23 protein-coding genes and 1 pseudogene are annotated in these 22,031 nt (G+C 62.4%); 3 read left to right on the top strand and 21 right to left on the bottom strand.

What is annotated here, in order from left to right; genetic code table 11:
- Positions 1-51 precede the first annotated feature (51 nt).
- From QRN22_RS03235 to QRN22_RS03225, 3 genes are all read right to left on the bottom strand, one after another.
- Positions 52-378, bottom strand: coding sequence for a phage holin family protein (locus tag QRN22_RS03235; RefSeq protein ID WP_042554302.1), 327 nt, complete (start codon positions 376-378; stop codon positions 52-54).
- Positions 371-730, bottom strand: a complete 360-nt coding sequence (locus QRN22_RS03230) for a putative holin (RefSeq protein WP_042554301.1) — start codon at positions 728-730, stop codon at positions 371-373. Before QRN22_RS03230 ends, QRN22_RS03235 begins: the two co-directional genes overlap by 8 nt.
- Positions 731-1,234: 504 nt before the next feature.
- Complete coding sequence (locus QRN22_RS03225) at positions 1,235-1,597, bottom strand: PA0613 family protein (RefSeq protein WP_042554300.1); 363 nt, start codon at positions 1,595-1,597, stop codon at positions 1,235-1,237.
- Between the two features lie 188 nt (positions 1,598-1,785).
- Here QRN22_RS03225 and QRN22_RS03220 point away from each other — a divergent pair, with 188 nt between their 5' ends.
- Together QRN22_RS03220 and QRN22_RS03215 are read left to right on the top strand one after the other, a co-directional pair.
- Positions 1,786-2,448 carry an XRE family transcriptional regulator gene (locus QRN22_RS03220; protein WP_042554299.1) on the top strand — a complete coding sequence of 221 codons (663 nt, stop codon included), beginning with the start codon at positions 1,786-1,788 and terminating at the stop codon, positions 2,446-2,448.
- 49 nt (positions 2,449-2,497) lie between these two features.
- Positions 2,498-2,797 carry a pyocin activator PrtN family protein gene (locus QRN22_RS03215; RefSeq protein ID WP_042554298.1) on the top strand — a complete coding sequence of 100 codons (300 nt, stop codon included), beginning with the start codon at positions 2,498-2,500 and terminating at the stop codon, positions 2,795-2,797.
- Positions 2,798-2,861: 64 nt separating this feature from the next.
- Here the strand turns inward: QRN22_RS03215 and trhP are convergent.
- From trhP to pip, 13 genes and pseudogenes are all read right to left on the bottom strand, one after another.
- Positions 2,862-4,279: pseudogene (gene trhP / locus QRN22_RS03210) on the bottom strand (prephenate-dependent tRNA uridine(34) hydroxylase TrhP).
- Between the two features lie 213 nt (positions 4,280-4,492).
- Positions 4,493-4,795, bottom strand: a complete 303-nt coding sequence (locus QRN22_RS03205; protein WP_042554296.1) for a hypothetical protein — start codon at positions 4,793-4,795, stop codon at positions 4,493-4,495.
- A gap of 45 nt (positions 4,796-4,840) precedes the next feature.
- Complete coding sequence (gene creD / locus QRN22_RS03200; RefSeq protein WP_042554295.1) at positions 4,841-6,193, bottom strand: cell envelope integrity protein CreD; 1,353 nt, start codon at positions 6,191-6,193, stop codon at positions 4,841-4,843.
- Positions 6,194-6,385: 192 nt separating this feature from the next.
- The gene (locus QRN22_RS03195; protein ID WP_042554294.1) at positions 6,386-6,823 is read right to left on the bottom strand and encodes a CBS domain-containing protein; all 438 of its coding nucleotides are present in this window, start codon (positions 6,821-6,823) and stop codon (positions 6,386-6,388) included.
- 121 nt (positions 6,824-6,944) lie between these two features.
- Positions 6,945-8,366: a two-component system sensor histidine kinase CreC gene (gene creC / locus QRN22_RS03190; RefSeq protein WP_042554293.1), complete on the bottom strand. Its 1,422-nt coding sequence runs from the start codon at positions 8,364-8,366 to the stop codon at positions 6,945-6,947.
- Between the two features lie 30 nt (positions 8,367-8,396).
- On the bottom strand, positions 8,397-9,074 hold the full coding sequence (gene creB, locus QRN22_RS03185; protein ID WP_042554340.1) for a two-component system response regulator CreB: 678 nt from the start codon (positions 9,072-9,074) through the stop codon (positions 8,397-8,399).
- A 756-nt stretch (positions 9,075-9,830) separates the two neighbouring features.
- Positions 9,831-11,861, bottom strand: a complete 2,031-nt coding sequence (locus tag QRN22_RS03180; protein WP_042554292.1) for a methyl-accepting chemotaxis protein — start codon at positions 11,859-11,861, stop codon at positions 9,831-9,833.
- A 106-nt stretch (positions 11,862-11,967) separates the two neighbouring features.
- Positions 11,968-12,468 (bottom strand): retropepsin-like aspartic peptidase RloA2, encoded by a 501-nt coding sequence (gene rloA2 / locus QRN22_RS03175; protein WP_042554291.1) that lies wholly within the window; start codon positions 12,466-12,468, stop codon positions 11,968-11,970.
- A gap of 302 nt (positions 12,469-12,770) precedes the next feature.
- On the bottom strand, positions 12,771-13,505 hold the full coding sequence (locus QRN22_RS03170; RefSeq protein WP_042554290.1) for an amino acid ABC transporter ATP-binding protein: 735 nt from the start codon (positions 13,503-13,505) through the stop codon (positions 12,771-12,773).
- On the bottom strand, positions 13,498-14,460 hold the full coding sequence (locus QRN22_RS03165) for an amino acid ABC transporter permease (RefSeq protein ID WP_042554289.1): 963 nt from the start codon (positions 14,458-14,460) through the stop codon (positions 13,498-13,500). Before QRN22_RS03165 ends, QRN22_RS03170 begins: the two co-directional genes overlap by 8 nt.
- An 84-nt stretch (positions 14,461-14,544) precedes the next feature.
- Positions 14,545-15,336: a transporter substrate-binding domain-containing protein gene (locus QRN22_RS03160; RefSeq protein WP_042554288.1), complete on the bottom strand. Its 792-nt coding sequence runs from the start codon at positions 15,334-15,336 to the stop codon at positions 14,545-14,547.
- 197 nt (positions 15,337-15,533) lie between these two features.
- A complete protein-coding gene (gene dtd, locus QRN22_RS03155) occupies positions 15,534-15,971 on the bottom strand; it encodes a D-aminoacyl-tRNA deacylase (RefSeq protein ID WP_042554287.1) in 438 nt (145 codons plus the stop codon).
- Positions 15,968-16,939 (bottom strand): prolyl aminopeptidase, encoded by a 972-nt coding sequence (pip, locus tag QRN22_RS03150; RefSeq protein WP_042554286.1) that lies wholly within the window; start codon positions 16,937-16,939, stop codon positions 15,968-15,970. Before pip ends, dtd begins: the two co-directional genes overlap by 4 nt.
- A gap of 102 nt (positions 16,940-17,041) precedes the next feature.
- Between pip and QRN22_RS03145 the strand changes: the two genes are divergently transcribed.
- Positions 17,042-17,473, top strand: a complete 432-nt coding sequence (locus QRN22_RS03145; RefSeq protein ID WP_042554285.1) for a hypothetical protein — start codon at positions 17,042-17,044, stop codon at positions 17,471-17,473.
- A gap of 228 nt (positions 17,474-17,701) precedes the next feature.
- Here the strand turns inward: QRN22_RS03145 and QRN22_RS03140 are convergent, their stop codons facing one another.
- Genes QRN22_RS03140 through QRN22_RS03120 form a run of 5 tightly spaced genes read right to left on the bottom strand, consistent with a single transcriptional unit; the run spans position 17,702 to position 21,907 of the window.
- Complete coding sequence (locus QRN22_RS03140; RefSeq protein WP_419761284.1) at positions 17,702-18,265, bottom strand: lipocalin family protein; 564 nt, start codon at positions 18,263-18,265, stop codon at positions 17,702-17,704.
- The gene (locus QRN22_RS03135) at positions 18,265-18,519 is read right to left on the bottom strand and encodes a lipoprotein (RefSeq protein ID WP_042554284.1); all 255 of its coding nucleotides are present in this window, start codon (positions 18,517-18,519) and stop codon (positions 18,265-18,267) included. Before QRN22_RS03135 ends, QRN22_RS03140 begins: the two co-directional genes overlap by 1 nt.
- 44 nt (positions 18,520-18,563) lie before the next feature.
- A complete protein-coding gene (locus QRN22_RS03130; protein WP_042554338.1) occupies positions 18,564-19,163 on the bottom strand; it encodes a DUF924 family protein in 600 nt (199 codons plus the stop codon).
- Positions 19,164-19,172: 9 nt separating this feature from the next.
- Positions 19,173-20,183 (bottom strand): class 1 fructose-bisphosphatase, encoded by a 1,011-nt coding sequence (locus tag QRN22_RS03125; protein ID WP_042554283.1) that lies wholly within the window; start codon positions 20,181-20,183, stop codon positions 19,173-19,175.
- 35 nt (positions 20,184-20,218) lie between these two features.
- Positions 20,219-21,907, bottom strand: a complete 1,689-nt coding sequence (locus tag QRN22_RS03120) for a histidine kinase N-terminal 7TM domain-containing diguanylate cyclase (RefSeq protein WP_042554282.1) — start codon at positions 21,905-21,907, stop codon at positions 20,219-20,221.
- Positions 21,908-22,031: the final 124 nt, after the last annotated feature.

The raw sequence follows: 22,031 nt of genomic DNA, 5'->3' as shown, positions 1-22,031 counted from the left end.
GCGTCACATGCTCGTTACAGGCCGACGCCAGCGCGGCGGCCTGGTGTAGCTCTAAGTCCGATCCTCGACACGCTCGGCATGCACGTCGGAGCAATGGGGTGGGCACTCACGGATGACGCCAGCCAGGTTGCCCCCCGAACGGAACACCGCGACGGCGAACACGGCCAGTAACAGCACCAGCGACCATGCCTGCGCTGGCAACCTCAGGTCGCCGAGGGCGATCTGCAACATCGCCGACCCCGAGCTGCCCATCAGCAACATGGCCATGCAACTCATGCCGCGCCTGAAACGTGCGCCCTGCCGGCGGTAGGTGAACAAGCGTACGAATACAGCGCCACACAGGCAGAACGTCGCATGCGTGAGTACGAGACTAATCATCGTTGCCTCCTCGCGCCTCGGCCCCAGGCGGGGCCCCGCGACGCTTGATTGCAGCCAGCATGATCGTTACCACCAGCCCCGCACCGGCAAACCCTGCCGGCCCGGAATAGGCAAAGGGACGCATACCGTAGAATTCGAAATCGACGATCGCCGGAGTGAACAGATACCCCATCACGAACGACGTCATGAAGAACGTCAGGCGATTCCATAGCGGCAGCTCTTGTGTAGTGGTGAAGTAGACCAGTGCTCCAAACAAGGCCCCAACCGCGGCCTCTCCGTTGATGCTGTCTAGGATCGTGGGCAGGTTCACTCCCAAGGTGCTAGCCATTAACACGCTACCGGGCTCGCTCATTATCAAAATCCTCCCCGTGGCCAGCGGCCACGACGACGTCCCCCAAAGGCACAGGGTTTTGTTGTTAGAAGCCGCAGCCACGAGGGGAGGCCTGCCTGCTGGCAAGCCCCTGATCTCGTCGAACGGCGGAAATAAAAAAGCCCCGCACGTCTGCAGGGCCCTTGGTCACGGATTGCCCGATCAGGCCACCTGGTGACAGAAACAAAAAACCCGGCTTTGGCGGGCCGGGCTTTACGAGGCAGGCTGCTGGCCCACCTCGTTGACGTTGATCAATTTATAACCCCCGATTCTCAGGGTCACAAGGCACCTGCGGCCATCAGCGGAGACGCGCTGGAAAAAAGCGGACACGATCAGGTCTGGTACGTCTGGTCGCCCGAAAAATCAGCGCACGCGCCTCCACCGGCGCGCTTGCAGGGGGCGCGTCGGTGGAGCGTCGAGATTGCAGTGAGCCGCAGCAGGTGCTTTCAGCGGGCGGAATCGGTAGGGCGGATGTGATAAGCGCGCTCAGGCGGCGCGCTTCAGGAGGTGTGACTGAATGACCTTGTGCGCCTGCCCCAGGCGCCGATAGAACTGCGAGCGGCTGCAACCGCACGCGGCCCATTTCTGGCTGAGCGAAGCGGCGTCACCACAATAGTGCTCGATGACGACCTGGCGCTGTTCGAGCGAAAGGTGCTTGCCGACGATCCAGTCGATCTCAGCGGTTGTGTCCAGCAATACGCGACTACCACGCTCGCTACGAATCAACACACCTTGTGTAGCCATCAGCGCGGCGATGACAGTGCCACCGAACCCGGACGCCAGTTCACTCTCCTTACCCAGCTTCTTGTCAGCCCATATCTGCAGCGCTTCATCAATGTAGGCAATCATCAGGATCCTCCTGCCACCCCGCTGGTGGCGATAACGGATGGGCCCTCGGCGCATTGGCGCTTATCGGGCTCGAGAACTCGTCGAGCCATACCGGTGATCGACAAACTAAAAATAATCACGAATCGTGTTTTATTCAAGGCGAAAACTGCGCTATAAATATTTCACATCGTGATTAACGGAGCACCTTCATGGAAACCCTCGGCAAGCGCATCAAACGCCTGCGCAAGAGCACAGGTCTCAGCCAGCAGCTGCTGGCCGAGGCCTGTGGCTGGTCATCGCAGTCACGCATCGGCAACTACGAAAGCGACCTGCGTGAGCCCAGCCTGGCGGACCTGCTGCTGCTCGCACCGGCACTTGGCGTGAGCATCGCCGAGCTCGCTGGCAGCGAGGCGCTAGCCGAGCCTGCGCGTGCGGCAAGTGACACGCTGGACGTGGGCCACGCCCGTGGCGGCGCGGTGCCGGTGGTGGGGCATGCGCAGCTGGGCACCCACGGGTATTTCGAAGAGATCGACTTTCCCGTCGGCCATGGAGACGGCTACCTGCGCATCCACAGTGACGACCCGAACGCCTATGGCCTGCGGGTCAGTGGTGACAGCATGCATCCACGGATCAAGAACGGCGAGTACGTGCTGATCGAACCGAACAAGGCCTTCCATGCCGGCGATGAGGTGATGGTGCGCACCCTCGATGGCCAGGCGATGATCAAGGAATACATCTACCTGCGCGATGGCATGTACCGCTTCGACAGCGTCAACCAGAATCACCCGCCCATTCATATTCCGCAGCACAACGTCAGCAAGATTCACCTGGTGGGCGGCATCCTCAAATCCTCGCGCTTCGCCGAAGATTGATCACCCGTCCTGTCACCAACCGAGAGCCGTCCGATACCGAGCCATTGCCATGAACACTCAGCCTGAGCCGCCCCTGCCGCTCCAGACGCTGGAGCTACTTTTCCGCACCCACGGCGACGTGCTGGTGCCCATCGACCGAGTGCGCACGGTGTACTTTCGGCACCTGAGCCCGGACAACTTCATTCGCGCCATCGCGTCCGGGCGACTGAACCTGCCGATCACCACCCTGGACAGCAGCGCCAAGGCGCCCAAGTTCATCGAACTGCATCACCTGGCCGCCTACATCGACAGCTGCGCCAACGTCGCCCATGGGCAACCGAGCGGCCAGCCGGCCACATCCGCCGCCTGAACATCGAGCCCTAGCGCTTGGCGCGCGAGGTTGACGTTGCCACCCCGCGAACCCTGCGGCGCGATTAACATCCGCCCGCTCGCCGGCGATGCGATTTGGCAGCGGCAGCCTTGCCGCACTGAATGCCTCGGTCCCTTTCATTACCTGCCACACGCGGGTCGATCGAGCCCGGCATCACACATCCCGCATCAGCAACGCGAACTGCAACTCCACGCCTGCCGGCACGGGCAGGTACACGACGTGGCCATCACCGGGCGCGACGGCGATGGTCTCCCACGCTCTGTTTTGCAAACGCTCCAGGGTGAAGCGCAGGTTACCGTTCGGGGTCATCAGCTCCATGCCGTCCCCGACTGCGAAGCGATTCTTGACCCGCACTTCGGCCAGTTCGCCACGGCGCTCGCCGGTGAGCTCACCGACGAACTGCTGGCGCTCGGCGTGCGAGCTGCCGTGCTGGTAGTTCTGATATTCGTCGTGTACATGGCGGCGCAGGAAGCCCTCGGTGTAGCCGCGGTGGGCCAAGGATTCCAGGCTGTCCATCAGGCCGCGGTCGAAGGGCCGGCCCGCCACCGCGTCGTCGATGGCCTGGCGATACACCTGGGCGGTGCGGGCACAGTAGAAATGGGATTTGGTGCGTCCTTCGATCTTCAGCGAGTGCACGCCCATCTTCACCAGTTGCTCGACGTGCTGCACGGCGCGCAGGTCCCGTGAGTTCATGATGTAGGTGCCATGCTCGTCTTCGAACATGGGCATCTGCCCATCGCCATCATCGAGCAGGAATACCTGCTCGCTCGGCGCGCCGATACCCAGGGTAGGCTGCACCTGATGAACGATCTCACCCAATTCGTTCTCACCCGCAGCCTTCACGTCGTACTGCCAGCGGCAGGCATTGGTGCAGGCCCCCTGGTTGGGGTCACGGCGATTGAGGTAGCCCGACAGCAGGCAACGCCCGGAGTAGGCCATGCACAAGGCGCCATGGACGAACACCTCCAGTTCCATGTCCGGTACCTGAGCGCGGATTTCTTCGATCTCCACCAGGGACAACTCCCGCGAGAGGATCACCCGCGTCAATCCCTGCCCCTGCCAGAACGCCACACTGGCGCAGTTCACCGCGTTGGCCTGTACCGAGAGATGGATGGGCACCTGTGGATAACGCCCGCGCACCAGCATGATCAGCCCAGGGTCGGACATGATCAGTGCATCGGGCGCCATGTCGATCACCGGCTGCAAATCGTCCAGAAAGGTCTTCAACTTGGCATTGTGCGGCGCGATGTTGACCACCACGTAGAAGCGCTTGCCCAAGGCATGAGCCTCGCCAATCCCCTGGGCGAGGTTGGCGTGATCGAACTCGTTGTTGCGCACTCGCAGGCTGTAGCGCGGCTGCCCGGCATACACCGCATCGGCGCCATAAGCGAACGCGTAACGCATGTTCTTCAGGCTGCCGGCCGGTGACAGCAGTTCGGGACGAAACACGGAGCTGGGCATGACCACGAGGACTCACGGAAAAACAGGGCCGGCGATTCTAGGGACCTCGGCCACCACGACCATTGATCTGCGTCTATGGCGGCGTACGCTCGACTGGCTTCGGCGACCGTCGGCCATCGGCACCTGCCGGCCAAGGCACGGGAAACAACCGGGCGATGCAGCGTGCCAGTTGCCGCCCTGCGCTGCGCTCTTCACGCAACCCGACGCGGCCACTCATCGCCGGTACCACAGGCGGAAGAAGCCCAGCGCGAACAGCAGAGCGATCTGCATCATCGCCACGCACAGCTGCAGAAACGACTGCACGGCGCTGTTCGTCGGCGCATCGGTCACGCCGGTCAAGGCCGCCCAGAAGGTCTCGGGCAACAGGTGCAGGCCAAGCTGAGCGAAGGGCCAGCCGCTGAGCATCAGCAGCTCGATCCAGTCGAAGCGGCCAGCGAACATCATGGCGATCAGCAGTACGCCGGCGATGCACAGGCCAAGGGCGAAGCAGGCGGAAAATTGCAGTAACAGGCGCATGGCAGTCTCCAGGGGGCGTGCGACCCGCACGCCCCGGCAAGGTGATCAGGGGGTTATCCGGGGTTCACCGCTGGCCGGGCGGCCCACGCCGTACCAGTCGAGCTTGCGGGTCAGCACCATCACGCAGCCCAGTACGCCGAACACCAGCAGCGAGCCCATCAGCAGGGCGTAGTCTTCGGCACCGAGCAGGCCGTAGAGCAGCCCGTACAAGGCCGCCAGCAACACGCCGAAGGCAGCACCTCGCGACCAGCTACGCAACACGCTGCTGACGTAGAAGGTGTTCAGCGCCACGCAGCCCAGAGCGGACAATCCATAGGCGAGGGCAAACCCCAAATGCTCGGACAGCGACAACAACAGCAGGTAGAACAGCGCCAGCGACAGGCCCACCAGGGCGTACTGCACCGGGTGCACGGCCAGGCGCTTGAGCACCTCGAAGAGGAAGAACACGGCGAAGGTCAGGGTGACGAACAGCAGCGCGTACTTGATCGCTCGGTCGGCCTTGAGGTACTGGTCTACCGGCTCGATGAAGCTCACGCCGAACGCCCTGCTCTGCATGGCCGAGCAGGAGCCGCTGACGCAACTGCTCAGGGCATCCTGCATGTCGGTGGCGAAGAAACTGGTCTGCCATTTGGCGGTGAAGCCCTGCTCGGTGACATCGCGCTGGCTCGGCAGGAACTCGCCGACGAAGCTCGGGTGCGGCCAGTCCGAACGCAGGGTTACCTGACTTTCGCGGCCGACCGGGGTGATGCTCAATTGCTCGGTGCCCTGCAGTTTCAGGTCGAAGGCGAAGGTGTAGGCCTGCTCGTCACGGCTGTCACGCGCGGGTAGTGGAACGTGCACGCCGCTGCCGAAGCTTTCGTCGCCGCTGCCCGGCTCGAAGCTCAGGCTGGCTCCGTTGAGCTGCAGCTTGAGGTCATTGCCGATGCCACGCACATCGCTGATGCCGACGGCCACGAAAGGATCGCCGAAACGAAAGGCCTCGACATCGCTGACTCCGTAGTTGGCCGGCACCCGGAACTCGCCGCTGACGTTGCTATCGCTGTGATACAGGCGCGCCTGATAGATACCGCGGTAACGCAGCTCGGTGCGCACATCGCCATCGAGGGTGAAACGCTCCGGCAGGAAGTACAGGCGGCCCTGTTCGATCGACTCCTCCTGATAACGCTCTTCACTGTCCTTGCGGGTTTTCCAGGTAAGCACTCTCTTGCGATAGGGCACCACCAGAATCGGCCCGGTGATCTGCTGGGCGTAACTGGAGCTGCGGGCGATATCGCGCAGCACGTCGTTACGCAGACTCTGGCGTTCATTGACCAGGCCATCGATCAGCAACAGGGGAATCATCAACAACAGAATCAACAGGGCGATGGTGCCCAGTTTCAACATCAGGCTTCGGTTCATGGCACAGCGCTCCGTGCAGTTGGGATGCACGCAGTCTGGCCACGCCCCATGGAGGCAGCGTGGAGTAGAGATGGAGATTGTGTGGCGATTGTGCGGTTAGCCAGACGCTTGAGGCGCCTGAGCGGAAACGGCAGACGGATGATCCGGCGTCAGGAAACGCCGATCGTCACCGTCTGCGGGCGACGGCGAGGCTCACTCACCGCGGATGTACTGTTCCAGATGCTGAATCAGGTCTTCCTGGGCGCTGATGATGTCCTTCACCAGGTCGCCAATCGACAGCAGGCCGATCAGTTGGCCATCATCCACCACAGGCAGGTGACGAAGGCGGCCACTGGTCATCAGCTCCATGCAGCGTCGGCTGTCTTCCCCGCTGCTCACGGTGATCACCTTGCTGGTCATGATGTCACTGACCTTGAGATTGTTCGGCGAACGCTCCTGCACGGCCACCTTGCGCACATAGTCGCGCTCGCTGACGATACCGGCCAGGCGCTCGCCCTCGAGCACCACGAGGGCACCGATCCCCTTCTCGGCCATCAGCTTCACCGCTACGAATACACTGCTGTCTGGGGCGACGCTGTATACGTTGGAAATGGGTTTGCTTTTCAGCACTTCGGCCACGGTCTTTTTCATGCGCGTTCTTCCTGTCCCGGTCGATTGGCGATCCGTTTCAGGATAGCCAAAGCGCAGGCTTCTGTGCGAGGGGCATATCGGGTGCGTCGCCGCCAGCATCGTCGGCGTCGTTGCAACGGGCTCAGCGCGCGAAGCGCACAGTCACTTCCACGCCATCGGCGACGTTGGCGATACTCAGCGTCGCGTCATGCAGATCGACCACTTCCTGCACGAAATTGAGCCCCAGGCCGGTGCTCTTGCGTCCGGTAGCTGGCCGCGCCAGGGAATAGAAGCGCTCGGTCAGGCGCGGCAGCGCGTAGTCGGGAATCGCCGGCCCCTGATTGAACAGACGCAGCAACAGGTGGTTATCATCGCTTTCGCTGAAAAAGCGGATCAACCCGCCCACCGGTGTGAAGTCCAGGGCATTGTCGAGCAGATTGGCCAACGCCTGACGCAGCAGGAAACGCTCGCCCAGCACCGCGTGGCTGGTCGCCACAAGGTTATCCACACGCAGGGCGCTGCGTTCCACACGCGCCATCTGCGCCTGCACGAGACTGTCGATCATCGGCTGCAGCGGTACCGCCACGCGCTCCTCCAGGCACTGGCGCTGTTCGACCTGAGCCAGATGCAGCAGGCGCTCGATGAGGTTCTGCAACCGCTCGCTTTCCTCCGCGATATTGGCCACGAAACGCTGACGCTGGGCTTCGGGCATATCGGCCTCCAGCAACTCGGCGGCCCCGCGAATCGCCGCCAGGGGGCTTTTCAGCTCATGGGTAAGGGTGTGCACGTAGCGCTCGACGTAGGCCTTGCCCTCCAGCTCGGTGCGCATGCGCTCGACCGCCTGGGCCAACTGCCCGAGCTCACCGCCACTAACCTGGGGCAGCTCCGCTCTCTGCCCCTCGCTGACAGCCTGTGCATAACGGGTCAGGCGCCGCAGCGAGCCGCTGAGCCACCAGCTGAGCAGACCGCCGATCAGCAAACCCAGGCCGATCAGCCCCGCGCCCAGCCAGCCAAGGCGCCGCTGCGAGCGCTCGATATAGGGCTGCAGCGTGCGATTCGGCTTGGCCACCGACACCACGCCGAGAATACGTCCGCCGTCGATGATGGGCGCCGCCACATACATCACCGAAGAATCCGGATCGCTGGGGTCTTCACGGGTCGAGCGCACGCCGTAGCGCCCCTGCAGCGTCAGGTAGACGTCGTTCCAGCGCGAGTAGTCCTGGCCCACTGCCAAGGCGCTGGAGTCGAGCAGCACGACACCGCGATCGTCGGTGACGTAGATGCGATGGTTGACCTGGTTCTTCGGCACCCCCCAGATCTGCGCCTGGGGCTGACGCAGTCCATAGGCCTTGAGCAGTTCGGGCAGTCGCCCCTGGGTCAGATGACCTGATTTGACATCCTCGCGGAGGATCTCGGCCAGCAGGTGCGCGGTATCGACCAGGGTTTCCTCGGTGGACTGACGCACACCCGGACGGATTTCCTCCATCACCGTGCTCAGCACGAACCAGCCGGACAAACCCACGAACAGGAAATACACCAGGAAGATACGTACCCCGAGCGGCATCAGCGAAACTCCTGAGAGATGAGCATCGGCCTACTCCAGCTTCAGGCTGTAGCCCAGGCCACGGTGGGTCTGGATCGGCTCGGCCTGGGGCGCGACCTGGCGCAGCTTGGCACGCAGGCTCTTGATGTGGCTGTCGATATTGCGCTCGTAACCGACATCCGCCGCGACGCCCAGGGCATCGAGCAACTGCTCGCGGCTAAAGACGCGTTCCGGTTGACCGAGCAGGCATTGCAGCAGCTGAAACTCCAAACGGGTCAGACTCAGGGTATGGCCGTGATAATCGATGCGCACCCGCTCGCTGTCGAGTCGGAACGGCCCATCGACGGCTCTGCCGGCGACCTCGCGAGGGCCGACACGTTTGAGGATGGCTTTGACACGGGCCGCCACTTCACGGGGGCTGAAGGGCTTGACCACATAATCGTCCGCGCCGATTTCCAGGCCCACCACGCGGTCGATCTCATCGTTGCGCGCGGTGAGGAACATCACCGGCACCTCGGAAAAGCGCCGTAGTCGTTTGCAGGCTTCGAAACCGCTGATATCCGGTAGCCCAACATCGAGAATCACCAGATCGAAGGCTTCACGCTCCAACAGCGTCAGCGCTTCATCGGCCAGGGTCGACCAGCGTGTAGCGAAACCCTCGGCTTGCAGGGCGTACACCAGGGTATCGGCAATCGCGGCTTCATCTTCGACGATCAGGATGGTCGCCATGGTGGCATCCTTGCAGCACTCGGGCTGCGGAGCCTGCGCGAGGCCACCGCCCTCGTCAATAGTCAGCACCTCCAACGGCTATGCACAAAAGACGTGGATCAATCTGTGGATAAGCTCGGCATGAAGCGCTGAAGCCCTCGGATACCGGGCGCCACGGCCAAGCGATCATTATTTGATCAATGACTTACCCACAGACCTGATTCTGCCAAACCTTTGTAAACAAAGCATTTTAGTCAACAGATTAATGCATCTTCGGCATCATGGATCGGTGCACAATTTACGTGGACGAAGCTGTGGATAATCTTTGTATGAACAGCGCGACACCAAGTGATACGTGGCCTGCCAGGCATCGTACATTTTATGACCAGCCCCGGTAAGCCCATGAAAATGGTTGAAAAATCCGAACGACAGGTTCGCGTGGCGTCAACAGATGCCAAAGCATGATTCATCTATGCACAGTTGTGGTGGAGTAATCTGTGGATAAGCTCGGGATGACAGGTGGCAGGGCTAGCCGGGTGGGGCCTGCAGAGAGCTGTGCAATTTTCGAACAGGCTTTCCAAAAGCCTTTGAATTCGGTGTATTCGCTTGAAATGAGGTGTTCGAACAGGGGTCGAAACTGCGGCTGACCAGGCTGTTCTCTGTACACAGTTACCGTGGAAGAACCTGTGGACAACCCTGGGAATAGTCGCTGCAGGCCATGCGTGGCATGGCCTGCAGAGAACCGCTCACTTTTTGAGCGGCGCGGCCGCGATGCGATCAATCCACCCGGAAACGCCCGGTGTTCTGCGCCAGGCTTTCACTGCCACGGCGCAGTTGCTCGCTGGCGTTACTGACCATGCGCGCCCCGTCGAGCAGAGCGGTAGCCGCGTGGTCGACCTGTTGGATGTTGTGGCTGACCTCATCCGCGGTAGCGGCCTGCTGCTCGGCAGCCGTAGCGATCTGCGCCAAACGATCACTGACCCGCTGCACCGACTCGACGATGCCATCGAGATCCGCGCTCATCGCCAGTACGTTGCCCACATCGCCTTCGGCCTGTTGCATGGCCTGCTCCATTTCGGTGACCGACTGGCCGACCACCTTGTGCAGATCACCCACCGTCTGAGCGATTTCCGCCGTGGAATTCTGCGTCCGTTGCGACAATGAACGAACCTCATCGGCGACCACGGCAAAGCCACGCCCCTGCTCACCCGCCCGCGCCGCCTCGATGGCGGCGTTGAGCGCCAGCAGGTTGGTCTGCTCGGCGATGCCCTTGATCACGTCGACCACCCGAGTGATCTGCTCGGTCTGCTTGCGCAGTTGCTGCAGGGTCGTGGCGCTGCCCGCCAGACGGCCACTGAGCTCACGCATGCTGGCGCTGGTGCGGGCACTGCGCAGGTTGCTCTGGTTGGCGATCTCACGGGTCTGACCGGCTTCCTGAGCGGCCTGTTCGCAACTCTGCGCCACACTCTGGGCGGTAGCTGCCATCTGCGTGGCCGCCGTGGCGATCTGGCTCATCTGCGCCTGCTGCTGTTCGACCGCTGCCAGGGAGCTGCTGGCCTGGTTGCCGAGGCCCTGAACCGTCTGGTCAAGCTGCTGACCTTCGCGGCCAACGCCCTGCATGGAGTCGCGCAACTGGGCGACCGCACTATTGAGCGCCGTGGAGATCGCCGCCAGATCGTCGGCGCCGTGTACCTGCATGCGAACCCGCAGATCACCGTCGCGCAGACCCTCGGTAGCCTGGATGATGCCGGTGGTGCTGCGGCGGATCGAGGCGTTCAGGCACAGCAGCAGATACAGCGCCAGAATGGTCAGCGCGGCGAAGATCAGCACGGTTTGCAGCATGTCCTGCCGGGCCTGGTCTCGGTAATCGCCAAGGCTGGCGTTGAACTGTTCGAACACCGCCTGACGCAGCCCCAGCAGTTGTTCCTGCAACGTCTGCACGTGCTGCACGAACTGAGCAGGCTGCATCACCATGGGGCTGGCCTCGAACATGTCACGGTCGACCTCGCCGAGGAAGCCCTGCAGGCCCTGTTCGGCTTGCGCGAAAGGCTGTTGCAGGCGGACCATGGCGGCTGCCGAGGTGCGCTCCAACGCGGTGCGCGCCTTGGCCATCTGCGCACCAGATTGTTCCAGCGAGCGGCGCAGGTCACGCACGGCTACCCGGTTCTGCAAGGTGAAATGCTGGGCGACCAGCGACCCATAGCCCTGACTGGCGAAACTGCCGAGGTTCTCCGCCAGGCGTGGAAGCGTTAGCGTCAGTTGCTCCATCATCAGATAGGTATCGAGGTACGGATCGAGTATCAAGCCGCTATCGGTAGCGACCAGCTCACGTAGCACCACCAGGCGCGAGAGGGTGTTCTGGTAACGCTCCAGCGCGTCGAGCAGTGCCATTTTACCCAGCACGGCCAGATCCAACTCACCAAGCGATACCCGCAACGCATCGAGCTGGCGCTCGGTTTCGTCGCTCAGAGGAGTCAGTTTCAGTTGCTCGGTGGCTGCAGCCAGCGCCTCGCCGAGCTTGCTGCCGCGCTCACGCAGCAGGCCTTCGGCAGCCTTTTCGTTGCCCTTCCAGCGGGCCAGCAGAAAGCGCTGTTCGAGCAGCTCCTGCTCCACGGCACCCAGAGCGTGAACGCCCTGCATACCGTCAAACTCGCGGTTCAGGATCTCGATACGCTCCAGATTGCTGCTCAGCATTACCCAGAGCGCATAGCCCAGGGGAATGACGAACAGCACGAACAGCAACTGGAACTTGCGGGCGAAACTGACGCGTTCCAGCACGCGCACACCCGGCTTGAGCAATCCCCACATAACCCACCTCGAAACAGGTACCACAGACACACAACGCCGTGGCAATGTGCCATTTCGAGGCAAGAATCACACCGGATAGCCAATATTGGAAGTGCAGACTAGCGATTCAGCACTTGGGCCGCTCGACGGTATAGCGGCTGGCAGGATCGATGGCAGCGTCCAGCTTGCGAATGGCACTCGCGCCGATCAGCAGTGGATAGTCGAAGTGGCTGCGATCGGTCAGGTTGACCTCGATGGTGCGCCGCTCTTCGCCCAGGCAGATATCCATGTCGACCACGGGCCGCGCGGAGTAGGAAGGCTCATCGGAACTGCCCTCTTCTGCGCGATTCTTGATTTCGGTGACGCGGGCCAGGGGCTTCTCGAAGACCTGATCATTGGCATCGTCGATGGCCAGGCGGAAACGCACCCAGTCTTCGCCATCACGCTGGAACTGCTCGATATCGCGAGCCGACAATGAGGCGGTCATCGCCCCGGTGTCCATCTTGGCCTTGAGAGTCTGGCCGATCTGCGGCAGCTGGATGTATTCGTAGCGACCGTACAGGGTCGGCTGATTGGCCATTGCCGGCAGAGTAATGACAGCAGCCAGCAGGGCTAGAACGGTTTTCACGCCAGAGAGTCCTTATGCTGAATGGAGAGCATTGGGACTGGTTCAGGAGCGGATGGTTCTAAAAACCTGACAGACAATCATTGCCCAAAAACGGTGCCCAAGGCCCGCGACGAGGCGATAGCGGACTCTCGATCTGGTGGGCTGAAGCCCACCCTACAGCCCCAGACAATCGTTGTACGGTAGCGGCGCCGTGGGGCCGGAACAAGGCGATAGCGGACCTTCGATTTGGTGGGCTAAAGCCCACCAATTGGCCCCCGACTACGAACGGCTGCTTTCGCCTTAAAACGCCCCTGCCCGTCGCGCTACAGCACCTGACGCAAAAAAGCCTGCGCGCGTGGGTCCTTCGGTTGTGCGAAGAACTCTGCGGGCGGTGCGTCTTCCAGCAATTTGCCGTGATCGAAGAACAGTACGCGGTCCGCCACTTCACGGGCGAAGCCCATTTCGTGGGTGACGCAGACCATGGTCATGCCTTCGACGGCCAGTTGCTTCATCACGTCGAGCACCTCGCCGACCATTTCCGGATCGAGGGCCGAGGTTGGCTCGTCGAACAGCATCACCTTGGGGTCCATGCACAGGGCCCGGGCGATGGCCACACGTTGCTGCTGACCGCCGGACAGCCGCGACGGAAACTCGCCGGCCTTCTGGCCGATACCCACTTTGTCCAGCAACGCACGGGCCTTGGCTTCGCGCTCAGCCTTGCCACGCTTGCGTACCACTTTCTGCGCCAGGCAGAGGTTTTCCAGCACGGTCATGTGCGGGAATAGGTTGAAGTGCTGGAACACCATGCCGACTTCCCGGCGGTAGGCGTTGATATCGGTTTTCGGGTTGGCCAGGTCGAGGCCGTCGATACTCACCGAACCGTCGTCGAGCTCCTCCAGGCCGTTCAGGCAGCGCAGGAAAGTCGACTTGCCGGAGCCGGACGGGCCGATCACCACCAGCACTTCACCGCGCGCCACCTGGGTGGTCACACCGTCGACGGCGCGAACCTGTTGACCGCGGGCGTCGAATACCTTGATCAGATCACGGACTTCAATCACTTTGCGCGAGCCTCCGTTCCAGGCGATTGGCGATCTGCGACAACGGCAGGTTGATCACCAGATAGAGTGCGGCCACGCAGAACCAGATCTCGAACGTGGAGAACGAGGTGGTAATGGCTTCACGGCCGCTCTTGGTCAATTCGGTGATGGCGATCACCGAGACCAGCGAAGTGTCCTTGACCAGGCTGATGAACTGCCCGGCTAGTGGTGGCAGCACCCGCTTGAAAGCCTGCGGCAGAATCACGTGACGCATCGATTGCGCCGCGCTCAGCCCGAGAGAGCGTGCCGCCTCGTCCTGGCCGCGAACGATGGACTGCACGCCGGCACGCACGATCTCGCCCACGTAGGCGCCGGTGAACAGCGCCAGCGCCGCCACCCCGGCGAATTCGCGAGACAGGTTGAGTACCGTGCCGATGAAGAAATAGAAGATGAAAATCTGCACCAGCAGCGGCGTTCCGCGTACCAGCTCGACGTAGACCGTCGACAGGTGACGCAGCGTCGGGTTGGCCGAGAGCCGGCACAGGCCGGTGACCAGCCCGATCAACAGGCCAAACACGCCCGCCGCCACGGATATCCACAGCGTCGTCCAGAGGCCCCAGAGCAAGGGGCCGGCGGCCCAGTGACGATTGACGCCGATGACATCGCCCTCGGCGACATCGTCACCTTCACTGAACTGCAGGCTGTCGCTTGCCACGCTCAGTTGCTGCTGCTCACCGCTTTCGCCAAGCAGCGTGACCAGTGCCTCGTCACCCTGCCGGCTGACGCTCTCGACGCGGCTGTAGTCAGCCGCCCGTTGCGCCTCTTCAGCGTGATAGGCGAAGTACTGGGGAACGCGATTCCAGCGCCACTCATAGGAAATCAGCGAGGTGGAATACCAGATAAGCACGGCGCCCACGACCAGGATCAGACCGGTCAGCAGGTGCCAGGGCCACTGGGCTTTCTTCTGTTTAGCCACGGCGAGTGTCTACCCATTGAGTTGCAAACATGACAGCGCGCGGACGAGCCGCGCGCTGGGTACAGCGGAGCAGAGCGGTAGGCCCTATTCCATATCCTTGAGCCAGTTGGTGCTCTTGAACCACTTGGCATGGATACGATCGTAGGTGCCGTCTTCGCGGATCTGGTGCAGCCAGTTGTTGATCCAGTTGATGCTGTCGTAGTCACCCTTCTTCAGGCCGAAAGCCAGGGGCTCGAAGGTGAAGGGCTCGTCGAGGAACACCAGCTTGCCAGCCCCGGCCTTGTTCACCGCGACGACGTTGTACGGCGCGTCGTAGATGAAGGCATCGGCCTTGCCGTTGACCACGTCCATCACCGCTTCCTGCTCGTTGTCGAAACCGCTGTACTTGGCCTGGGCGATCAGCTTCTTGGCGACCATCTCACCGGTGGTACCGATCTTCGAGGTGATGCGGTAATCGGCGCTGTTCAGGTCCTTGTAGCTCTTGACCTTGTCTGCCAGCTCCTTGCGAATCAGCAGGGTCTGGCCGACCACGATGAAGGGCTCGGAGAAGTTGATACGCAGGTTGCGCTCCTGAGTCAGGGTCATGCCCGAGCCGATCATGTCGAACTTGTCGGTCAGCAGTGCCGGGATGATGCCGTCATAGGAGGTCGACACCAGCTCAAGCTTGACGCCCATGGCCTTGGTCATGGCCTTGAGCAGGTCGACTTCGAAGCCGATGATCTCGCCACGCTTGTTGGTCATTTCGAAGGGCATGTAGGTCGGGTCCATACCGACGCGCAGGGTACCGCGCTTGACCGCGTCATCGATGACGCCAGCCTGGGCGAGGCCGGTGAAGGCGCAGACGGATAACAACAGTGAGGCGACAAGCTTTTTCATTCTTGCTCCTGAGGGGCAGACAGTCATGAGCGCCCGAATAGCATCACGCACCGTGCTGGTGCAGGTGATAGGCCATGGGCGGAAAGGCGGCGCGGCATGCTAACCGTGATCGAAGCAGATAGCGAGATATCAACGCCTGATCAGCGACAAACAGTACCAGCCAGAGGCGTACGGGAGAGCAAGAAGCAGGCCAGGCGTCAGGTTTCCAGCAGAAAGGTCACTGGCCCATCGTTGATCAGATGCACCTGCATGTCCGCGCCGAAACGCCCGCTGGCGACCTGAGGATGCTGCGCACGGGCCTGCTCGAGCAGATGAGCGAACAGCGCCTCACCCTGGGCAGGTGGCGCGGCGGTGGAAAAGCCCGGGCGCAGTCCGCTGCGGGTATCGGCAGCCAGGGTGAACTGTGACACCAGCAGCAGACCGCCACCGACATCCTTGAGCGACAGGTTCATCTTGCCCGCCTCGTCGCTGAACACCCGGTAGTTGAGCAACTTGTGCAGCAGCTTGGCGCAACTGGCCTCGCTGTCCTGCGGCTCGACGCCAACCAGCACCAGAAGGCCCTGATCGATGGCACCGACGGTGTCTCCGGCGACGTCGACCCTGGCGCTGACGACGCGTTGCAGCAGCGCCTTCATGCTTCGTCCGGTGCCAGGTCGAGCAGGCGATGAGCGATCTCGTCGGCGGCGCGCACCAGTGCATCGGCGATGCCCGGCTCGGCAGCGGCATGGCCTGCCTCGCGGATGATCTGCAGCTCGCTGTTGGGCCACGCCTGGTGCAGCGCCCAGGCGTTGTCCAGGGGGCAGATCACGTCATAACGGCCATGCACGATGATGCCCGGCAGGTGGGCGATCTTCGGCATGTCGCGCAGCAACTGGTTGGGTTCGAGGAAGGCATCGTTGACGAAATAGTGGCATTCGATCCGTGCGATCGACAGCGCACGCAGGCTTTCGGCGAAACGGTCGACCACCTGCGGATTGGGCCGCAGGGTGGCGGTGCGCCCTTCCCAGCACGACCAGGCCTTGGCCGCGTGCATCTGCGCGATCTGGTCGGCGCCGGTCAGGCGTTTGTAGAACGCCTGCATGAGGTCGCCCTGCTCTTCGGCTGGAATCGGCGCCAGGTAATCCTGCCAGTAATCGGGGAACAGCCGGCTGGCGCCCTCCTGGTAGAACCATTTGAATTCTTGCGGCCGGCACAGGAAGATGCCGCGCAGGATCAGCGCGTGTACGCGGTCCGGGTGGGTCTGGGCATAGGCCAGCGACAGGGTCGAGCCCCAGGAACCGCCGAACAGCACCCATTTGTCGATGCCCAGGTGCTCACGGATACGCTCCATGTCGGCAACCAGATCCCAGGTGGTGTTGTTTTCCAGGCTGGCGTGGGGCGTCGAGCGGCCACAGCCGCGCTGATCGAAGGTGACGATGCGATACAGGTTGGGATCGAAGTAGCAGCGACTCGCCGCATCGCAACCGGCGCCAGGGCCGCCATGCACGAACAGCACCGGCAGACCATCCGCCGAGCCGCTCTCATCGACATAGAGAACGTGCGGGGCGTCTACCGCCAACTCGTGACGGGCGTACGGTTTGATCTCCGGATACAGCGTCTGCATGGTGCGCTCCTGAGGAAGATTTGAGATAGGCTCGGGCCGCCCGCACGTCGAATGGGCTGTTGCGCTCGTCCGGGCATCATAACCATGAAAAAGGAATTCAGCATGTCGATCCGGAAATTTGCCCTGCCCCTGCTGTTCGCCATCCTGTTGGCGGGGTGCCGCGAGGACGATGACCCGCAGGCAGCGCTCGAGGCGGCCGTGCAGCAGTTGCAGGACAATCTGCAGGCGAAGAAGACCGCTGCCGTACTCGATCAACTGCACGGCGAGTTTCTCGCCCAGCAGGCCAATGATCGCGACTGGGCGAAACGCACCATGACGCTGCTGTTCCTGCGCCATAACAACGTCAAGGTAATCGCCCTGGGCAAGGACAGCCGAGTCGACGCTACCTACCGCGACAAGGGCTACACCGACGCACAGGTGGCACTGACCGGCGCCGAGGGCCTGATTCCCGACAGCGCACGGCATTTCAGCGTGAAGCTCGAATGGTGGCAGGACGATGGAGAATGGAAGCTGGCACGGCTGGAATGGGATTGAGGCGTCGTCGGCATATAAGCCGAGATCGTTTGGAGGGCGACGCAACGCTCTACAACTGCGCGGCCTGACAGGCCAATGCACGGCGCCTCTTCAACCATCCTGCAGTGACGGCGCACGACCGATTGATGCGTCGCGCCGCCGGCCGCTGGGTGGGTCAAGGCGTGATCGATCTGGTGGGATCGCTCGATACACATCGCTGCGGCCCACCCTCTGCGGATGAACGCTCTCTCAACGTGCCGGTTTGGCACCTTCGCGCCAGATCAGCTCGTCGGTGGCGTACCCCTGAGCGCGGGCCACCGAAAGGATTTCATCGCGAACTTCATCGGAGATTTTCGGGGTGCGCGAGAGCAGCCACAGGTACTTGCGGTTCGGATGGCCGACCAGCGCGGTCTGGTACTCGTCATCCAGATCCAGCACCCAATACTCGCCCTTGCTCACGCCCGGCAGCAGACGGCTGAACCAGTTGTCGAAGGTGACCCAGAGCTTGTCGGTCTTGCCCTCGACCTGAGGTACGGCGCGACCTTCGACCTGCTGCCACTCACCGTCGGCATTGCGGCAACGGTTGGTCACCGACACGCTGCCATCATCCTGCAGGCCGTAGCGCGCTTCGGACTCCACGCAATTGCGCTGGAAGAACATCGGCAGGCGCGCCACCTCGTACCAGGTGCCCTGATAACGCTCGAGATCGACCGACTCGACGGTTTTCGGTGGCGCCACGCCAGTGCCGGAATTGGCACAGCCGACCAACAATGCGGCGCCCAGCGCCAGGCAACTCATCGCAAGCTTGTTCATCACTTCAACCCTTTGGCAGAGAACATCATCACCTTGTCACCGGCGTACTGAACGCTGATGAAGCTCACCTGGTCGCCCCAGGTGCAGCTGGACATGCCGAGCGCGCCGGAACACTCCGTGGCGGTACCGAGCAGGTCTTCGACTTCTGCCTTGGTCATGCCCGAGTAGAGTTTGGCGTAATTGTCCTGATTGACCTTGCCGCAGGCCGCCAGAACGACGCAGGTCGCCAGCAGCACGAGAGAACGCAAGCGCATGAGGGGTAACTCCAGTAGTCCAGTTGTCACATGCCGGTTCGACGTCAGAAGCTCGAGCCCGGTTCCAGCAGAAAGCGCAACTCGGCATCGGTACTGCTGCGCCCGAGGGTTTCGTTGCGATGGGGGAAGCGCCCGAAGCGCTCGATGATGCGCAGATGCCGTTCAGCGTAGTCGAGAAAGCCGGCGAACAGCTCACGCTCGGCGTCCGCTGCAGACTCGCTCAGTTCGCCGAACAGTTGCATGGCGCGCAGCTGCTGAGGAACGCTTTCGGCATGTTCGAACACCAGGTAGATGAATACCCGCTGGATCGCCGGCAACTGCCGATCCCAGCCGAGGGTGACGCCTTCTTCGACCAGCGGTTGCGCCAGCGCATCGCCGGCAAAGGCCAGAGGCGTGTCGCGATAGATCATGCGTGGCAGCTGATCGAGCAACAGTACCTTGGCCAGCCAACCGCGAGGATCGGCCGACCACTCCTGCAGCCCGCCAGCGAGCGCCTGTTCGACCAAGGCGCCAAAGCGCTCACGCGCCTCGGCATCCTGCTCGTCACGCTTGCCGAACCACAGCCCGTTGCGTGCGGCGGCAGCTTCCACAGCCGAAGTGGAAGAGCCGAACCACCAGTCCAGCAAGGACTCCCAGGGCTGCATCTGCATCGATCAGCCCTTGTGGTAGCCGGTGACGCGCTCGACTTCTTCCTTGGAACCGAGGAAGACCGGCACCCGCTGGTGCAGGGACGTCGGCTGGATGTCGAGGATGCGTTGTACACCGTCGGTGGAGGCACCACCGGCCTGCTCGATGATGAAGGACATCGGGTTGGCTTCGTACATCAAGCGTAGCTTGCCGGCCTTGCCAGGCTCGCGGTCGTCGCGCGGGTACATGAACAGGCCGCCACGGGTCAGGATGCGGTGCACGTCGGCAACCATCGAGGCGATCCAGCGCATGTTGTAGTTCTTGTTCAGCGGGCCTTCCTTGCCAGCCAGCAGTTCGTCCACGTAACGCTGTACCGGGGCTTCCCAGTGACGCTGGTTGGACATGTTGATGGCGAATTCGGCGGTGGTTTCCGGCACGCTGATGTTGTCGTGGGTGAGCACGAAGCTGCCCAGTTCGCGATCCAGGGTGAAGCCTTTCACGCCGTTGCCCAGGGTCAGGATCAGCATGGTCTGCGGGCCATAGATGGCGTAACCGGCAGCGACCTGCTGAGTGCCCGGCTGGTGGAAGGCCTTTTCGTCGAGGCTTTCGTTCTGGCTCAGGTATTCGTTCGGGCAACGCAGTACCGAGAAGATGGTGCCGACCGACACGTTGACGTCGATGTTCGATGAACCATCCAGCGGGTCGAACACCAGCAGGTAGGCACCTTTCGGGTACTTGCCGGGGATCTGATAGGCGTTGTCCATTTCCTCGGAAGCCATGCCGGCCAGGTGGCCGCCCCACTCGTTGGCTTCGAGCAGAATGTCGTTGGAGATCACGTCGAGCTTCTTCTGCACTTCGCCCTGTACGTTTTCGGTGCCCATGCTGCCGAGCACGCCGCCGAGGGCGCCCTTGGAGACCGCATGGCTGATTTCCTTGCACGCACGCGCCACTACTTCGATCAGGAAGCGCAGATCGGCCGGGGTATTTTGACTACGGGTCTGCTCGATGAGGTAGCGACTGAGGGTAACGCGGGACATGAAGGACTCCGAGATGGAAGGTAATCGGAAGGAGTTTAACCCTTTCCAGGAACGGGCGCCTCAGCAGCTGGCGACACGGCGCGCGGCAGCAGGCTGCATACACGGTTACGCCCACCACGTTTGGCTTCGTACAGGGCGGCATCGGCGGCCCGCAGCAAGTCGTCGAGCACCAGGCCCTGATCGGGCCACAGCGCAAGACCGGCCGACAGGGTTACCTGACGCACGCCACTACGGGTTTCGATCGGCTTTTGTGCCAGCCCCTGGCAGATGGCTTCGAGGCGTTTGCTCGCTTCGAGCGCATCGGCACCGGGGAGAATCAGCAGGAACTCTTCGCCGCCGATACGAAAGACCGTATCGGAACTGCGCAAGTTCACCAGCAGATGCTGCGCCACGCTCTTGAGCACATCGTCGCCGTCGAGATGGCCGTGCTCGTCGTTGAGCTGCTTGAAGTGATCCAGATCGATCAGCGCCAGCGACAGGGGACCGTTTTCGCGTCTGACGCGGGCCAGCTCGCGGCCGAACAGCTCATCCAGATAGCGTCGGTTGTAGAGGCCGGTCAGCGGGTCGCAGAGCGCCTGCTCACGCAACTGCTCGTGCAGGCTGGTGATGGTACGCAGGCGCTCCTCGCTGAGCGCCAGCGCCTCGGCCAGGCTCAGCTTGCTGAGCTGGCGCTGGGTGACGTCACGCAAATAGAGCATCTGCCCCAGCACCAGAGTGCCCTGGCGAGTGAGCCGCTCGATCGCGCGCATGCGCACCTCGAAATAGCGCTCGGAGCTGGTGAGCATGAGCAGTTGATCCTGCTGGGTGTCCTGCTCCAGCAGCAGAGCCTGCAGCTCACTGCCGAACACGGGCCATTCCTGCAGCCTACGGCCCTGCCAATCGGGGTCGAAGCCACCCAGCTTCAGGGCGGCCTGGTTCGCCTCGAGCACCCGCCACTGGGTATCGACCACCAGCACCGGGTCGGGCAGCGCCTCCAGTAGCAGGTGCCGCGCCACCGGCAGCAGGTCGAACAGGCGCACGCCGAGAATCAACCAGGAGAACGCCACCAGCGTGAAGACGAAACTGAATGGCGTGGGATCGACGCCGAACACCACCACGCCAAAGCCCACGTAGGCGATGTTCGCCGACCAGGGCACTGCGGTAACCAGCACGAAGGCCAGGTAGTGGCGCCTGTGCACGCCATGGCTGGTGAGCGCAGCGCGCAGCACCACGCCAAGGCTGAAGCTCATGAACAGGTAGACGTACACCGCCGTGGCATAGAACAGCGGGCCATGCTGATAACGAATCGGCGCGCCCGGCTCGGCAGATATCGGCCCGGTTTCAGCGCCATAGAACAGGCCGTGCCACGGGTTGCTGAGCACCACCAACCAGATCAGCACCGGCGCGACGATCAGACCAAGCACCGAGCGCCGAGGCAGCGGCTTGCGCACGCTGCTCACGTACTGCCAGAGAAATACCGCCCAGAAGGTTGGCACCGAGACGATCCCCGGCCAGGACATGGTGGCCCAGAACAGTTTGCAATCGGACGCCGCCGCAGCGACCTCGAGGCCAGCCATGGCCATCCACCACATGCTCGCCAGGTGCATCAGGATGAACGTGTCGCGGCCTGGGAAATCCCGTTGATGGATCACCCAGCGAGCGAGCAGCACACCGCCGATACAGACCACCAGCGTGAGCAGCACGGCAGCGTCGAATTGCCAGGCGGACTTGATACAGGCGTTCATGCCTTGCCCCCGCCTGCCACGCAGCGGCGAACGACGATTCGAAACGAAGGGCCTGGGCGGCGCGATAGGGGGGCAAGCAAGGAAGACGTTTCCATTCCAACACGGCTCGGGATAGAGGCCAGCG

Origin of the sequence: Pseudomonas sp. MEJ086, assembly GCF_030209025.1 — a bacterium.
Lineage (GTDB): Bacteria > Pseudomonadota > Gammaproteobacteria > Pseudomonadales > Pseudomonadaceae > Aquipseudomonas > Aquipseudomonas fulva_A.
Note: the sequence above shows the minus strand (reverse complement) of the source record. Positions and strands in the feature narration are given on the sequence as shown.